The 4,373-nt window shown below is 46.7% G+C and carries 8 protein-coding genes; 4 read left to right on the forward strand and 4 right to left on the reverse strand.

Annotated elements, in window-relative coordinates; all coding sequences use genetic code 11:
• On the forward strand, positions 1-1,324 hold a 1,324-nt coding region (locus AC4E7D_RS12075; protein WP_490174044.1), incomplete at its 5' end, for an RQC domain-containing protein.
• A 46-nt stretch (positions 1,325-1,370) separates the two neighbouring features.
• Here the strand turns inward: AC4E7D_RS12075 and AC4E7D_RS12080 are convergent.
• From AC4E7D_RS12080 to AC4E7D_RS12090, 3 genes are read right to left on the reverse strand one after another with little or no spacing between them, the layout of a single operon-like run.
• Positions 1,371-1,682 (reverse strand): CCC motif membrane protein, encoded by a 312-nt coding sequence (locus AC4E7D_RS12080; protein WP_490174045.1) that lies wholly within the window; start codon positions 1,680-1,682, stop codon positions 1,371-1,373.
• 15 nt (positions 1,683-1,697) lie between these two features.
• Positions 1,698-2,030, reverse strand: coding sequence for a CCC motif membrane protein (locus tag AC4E7D_RS12085; RefSeq protein WP_490174046.1), 333 nt, complete (start codon positions 2,028-2,030; stop codon positions 1,698-1,700).
• 12 nt (positions 2,031-2,042) lie between these two features.
• Positions 2,043-2,336: a DUF2752 domain-containing protein gene (locus tag AC4E7D_RS12090; RefSeq protein ID WP_490174047.1), complete on the reverse strand. Its 294-nt coding sequence runs from the start codon at positions 2,334-2,336 to the stop codon at positions 2,043-2,045.
• A gap of 44 nt (positions 2,337-2,380) precedes the next feature.
• Here AC4E7D_RS12090 and AC4E7D_RS12095 point away from each other — a divergent pair, with 44 nt between their 5' ends.
• Positions 2,381-2,566 carry a hypothetical protein gene (locus AC4E7D_RS12095; protein WP_490174048.1) on the forward strand — a complete coding sequence of 62 codons (186 nt, stop codon included), beginning with the start codon at positions 2,381-2,383 and terminating at the stop codon, positions 2,564-2,566.
• Positions 2,563-3,114 carry a DUF8465 domain-containing protein gene (locus AC4E7D_RS12100; RefSeq protein ID WP_490174049.1) on the forward strand — a complete coding sequence of 184 codons (552 nt, stop codon included), beginning with the start codon at positions 2,563-2,565 and terminating at the stop codon, positions 3,112-3,114. Before AC4E7D_RS12095 ends, AC4E7D_RS12100 begins: the two co-directional genes overlap by 4 nt.
• Positions 3,115-3,116: 2 nt before the next feature.
• Here AC4E7D_RS12100 and AC4E7D_RS12105 read toward each other — a convergent pair whose 3' ends face one another.
• Positions 3,117-3,623: a hypothetical protein gene (locus tag AC4E7D_RS12105; RefSeq protein ID WP_490174050.1), complete on the reverse strand. Its 507-nt coding sequence runs from the start codon at positions 3,621-3,623 to the stop codon at positions 3,117-3,119.
• 117 nt (positions 3,624-3,740) lie between these two features.
• Between AC4E7D_RS12105 and AC4E7D_RS12110 the strand changes: the two genes are divergently transcribed.
• Positions 3,741-4,373 (forward strand): cysteine desulfurase family protein (locus AC4E7D_RS12110; protein WP_490174051.1); only part of this gene is annotated, 633 nt, incomplete at its 3' end.

The raw sequence follows: 4,373 nt of genomic DNA on the forward strand, positions 1-4,373 counted from the left end.
GACCATTGCCTTTGGTATGGGGATCGATAAACCAGACGTCCGCTTTGTGATCCACCACGATATCCCCAAAAGCATTGAAAGCTACTACCAGGAAACCGGCAGGGCAGGGCGTGATGGTGGCGAAGGACATTGCCTCGCCTTCTATTCCTACAAGGACGTTGAAAAGCTGGAAAAGTTCATGGCGGGCAAACCTGTAGCTGAACAGGAAATTGGAAATGCCCTGCTGCAGGAGATCGTGGCCTATGCCGAAACCTCCATCTCCAGAAGGAAGTTTATCCTGCACTATTTCGGGGAAGAATTTGATGAGGTGAATGGAGAAGGGGCAGACATGGATGATAATGCGCGGAACCCCAAGGAAAGGCAGGAGGCAAAAGACGATTTGGTTAAACTCCTGCAGGTGATCCAGGGAACCAGTGAAAAGTTTAAAGCCAAAGAAATTGTACTGGCATTAACAGGTGGAACCAATGCGCTGATCGCTTCCCACAAAACCAATGAAAAACCGTTTTTCGGTATTGGTAAGGATAAGGACAAAGCCTATTGGATGGCTTTGATCCGACAAGTATTGGTTGCCGGTTTGTTGCGGAAAGAAATTGAACAATACGGCATCCTGCATCTAACGAAAGCCGGGCAGGATTTTCTAGAAAATCCAACCTCCTTTATGATGACTCTGGACCATGTGTACGACCATACAGCAGATGCAGGTTCAGTAAAATCCAGTAAAGCCAGTGGAGCTGCCGATGAGCGTTTGTTAAAACAACTCAAACAACTCAGAAAAAAGGAAGCCCAAAAACACGATGTACCGCCCTTTGTGGTGTTCCAGGAACCTTCCCTGGAGGATATGGCCCTAAAATACCCCATCTCCATGACAGAACTCGTAAATATCCATGGGGTGGGAGAGGGCAAGGCCAAAAAATACGGTCAGCCCTTCGTTGACCTGATTGCTGAATATGTAGAAGAGCACGACATTACGCGTCCGGATGACCTTGTAGTGAAAAGTACCGGGGCCAACTCGGGTTTAAAGCTGTACATCATCCAGAATATCGACCGTAAATTACCCCTGGATGATATTGCTTCTGCCAAAGGACTGGAACTCGATGAACTCGTTAAGGAGATGGAGCAAATCGTTTTTAGCGGAACCCGACTTAACCTGCAATACTGGATAGATGAAATTCTGGACGAAGACCAGCAGGAAGAGATCCACGATTATTTCCTGGAAGCCGAATCCGATGATATTGAAGCGGCCCTGGAAGAGTTCGAAGGGGAATACGAAGATGAGGAATTACGGCTGTACCGACTCAAATTCATGAGCGAGGTAGCCAATTAGGAACCTGAATCAACAAAAGAAACCCCCAATTACCGGGGGTTTTTCTTTAATAATGATTTTCAAAGGCACCGCTGCCAATAAATGCAAGTATGGCACCGAAGTAGAGGATCAAAAGCACCAGCATCAGCAGGGAGAGCCCCAGTCCGATGTAAGAAAGGATCCTGCCGGTTTTAACGCTCTCAATACCCGAGTAGGCACCCGGATTTTCCTTGTAAAGCCGCTCAGCCTTGCCCGCTGAACTTAATCCAACAATACTAAATATTGCGGCGAAAGGCCCGCAGCAGACAAGGGCACCTACGACGGCAATGATACCCATTGTAAGCGCTGTACTTGCGCCTGGTAAAGGTTGTTGTTCCATTGTTCTTTGGATTGGTTATTCCTCAATTCCGTATTGTTCCAGGATTTCCCTGGATTTCTCCATCATCGCATCCCAGCCTCCCATGGCTTGTATCTGGTAAATTGTCCACAAAAGGTAAAGTACCCCGAGAACCAGCCCGATGATCGCCATGATTTTGGCAGTTCTGAACTGGCTGTAATTGGAATATCCCTCCGGGTTTTCACGATACTTTTGTTCGTCTGAACGCAGCAGAATAAGCCCTATTCCTGACAGGATGATCGCTGGCACGCCATAAAGGCAGCAGCACAGATAGGACAATATGGCGAGGACGATAACGATGGTAACATTAGGTAATTTTTGTTGCTCCATTTTGTTTTGGTTTTATATAAGCTTGATTAGAAAATTTCCCAGGATAAATACCACGCTTGTGATCATTAAGCCGATACTAATTTTGTTGGCATATTTGATCTTGAAAAAAACATCTGCAAACAGGAAGGCAAACAACAAGAGGATCGGATAAATAGCAGGGTACATCTTAAATGCAGCAAGGAATTCCCCCTGGAACAAGAGGGCAGCTGCCCGCTGGATACCGCAACCAGGGCAGTCCATTCCCAAGACCTGTTTGCTGAGGCACGGCAACATAAACTCTTCGAGGATCAAACTGAGCTGTAGCATGCATGGGTATATTGGTAACCGAAAAATACTACTATTTTTAAGGAATGAAAATAAAACCCTTCATTTATTTGCTGCTGGTCATTGCCGGGGCGTTGCTCATGGGTCTGGGAGACAGGATTATGCGTCAGGAATACGCTTTATGCCTGGGAATTGTCTTAATTATGTTTGGCCTGTATAAAACTTCGGTAAGCTGGGGAAGCAGGGAGACCGAAACCAAAAAAGAAGAATGATGCCATTGCAATTGGGTGATCAGGTAGAAACCCTGGATGATGTAATCACAGGGCGGGTCGTGCAGATCAGTGGAGACATGGTGACCGTAGAAACTGAAGCAGGGTTTCCTATGGTCTTTCCTGTCGCTTCACTGATCAAAGTACCTTCGAAAGAAGAAATCAAGGTAAGTAATTTTGAAGCCGCCCAGGCCAAATCGGATAAGGCACAAGGCAAACGCAAAAGAATCCCTGTTCCTAAAAAACGCGACCGGAATGTGCCCAAGATGGAGGTGGACCTGCACATCCACCAACTGGTGCCATCTACAAAGGGGATGAGCAATTATGATATGCTCAATATTCAGCTGGAAACCGCCAAGAGGCAACTCGAGTTTGCCATGCGGAAACGTATACAGAAAGTCGTATTTATTCACGGGGTGGGCGCTGGTGTATTGCAGGAGGAGCTCAAATACCTTTTTGGTCGATATGATAACCTTAAATACTACGACGCCGATTACCAAAAATACGGGTTGGGTGCCACGGAAGTATACATCTTCCAGAACCCAAAATAAAATTATTGCTGGGTAGTGATACTGCCAAAGTCCTGAATCTGCGTATTGGTAATACGCTCCCCATTTTTATTGACCAGGGTGATGTCTTTTAAAACCAGGGTGTGGATGAATTGGGTAGTATCGGTCTCTGAACGTACAGTGGTAAGGAGCACTTCACCAGCTTCCGCCTGGATCTCGTCAATTACGCTGGGTTCCGCCGGGGGAAGGGCATCACAGAAATAACCTTTATTCACCGTGCCGGAAAACAGGCGGTACAGGATTTGAGACTGAGAAGGTACGGCACTTCGTATGGTATCTGTACTAGCTTCGTTGAGCAGGATACCCGATTGCAGTTCCAGGATCAGCGCTTCATCCCCACTGGTCTTAAAGAAGAGTGTGCTATTGATAGTGGGTTCGGATTCGCAGTATTGAATGGCAACATCATCAAAGTCAATGGTGTCGATCTCGAGGTCTCCATCGCTGCATGCGTACATACAAAGAATGAGGAACGGTATCAGTGCGCGTTTCATATGCCAAAGGTAACTTAAATTGTCCCTATTATCCCAGCGGTAAGAATTGAAAATTCCACAGCGAAGTATTCGGAATTGATTATTTTTATCTCCTTTTAAAAAAACAGATTCCATTCCATGCAAAATGTTTATTTGGACAATGCGGCAACTACTCCGGTCAGGGAGGAGGTAATTGCGAAAATGCAGGAGGCACTTGCTACTTGCTTTGGAAATCCCTCTTCCACCCATGCTTTCGGAAGAACGGCAAAGTCAGCTATTGAAAAGGCCCGCAAGACCATAGCCAGGTACCTCAATGCAGAACCCGCTGAGATCATCTTTACCTCAGGAGGTACTGAGGCGGATAACATGATACTGCGGTGTGCCGTAAGGGACCTGGGGGTGGAAACGATCATTACCTCCAAGATCGAGCACCACGCTGTATTATATACCGCAAAGGCCCTGGTTGAAGAGTACGGGATCCGATTGAAATTTGTACAGCTGGATAATTGGGGAAACCCAGATCTGGGCCATCTGAAAGAATTGCTGGAAGCAGATACCTCCAAAAAGCTGGTTAGCCTGATGCACATCAATAACGAGATCGGCAACAAGATTGACATTGAGGCCATTGCCCATTTGTGCAAAGCGCACGAGGCCTTGTTTCACTCAGACACTGTACAGTCCATAGGGCATTTCCCCTGGGATGTGGCGGAGGTGCCCATAGATTTTATGGTAGCCGCAGCACATAAAGTCCACGGGCCTAAGGGAGTAGGG

Source organism: Lentiprolixibacter sp. (assembly GCF_982873095.1).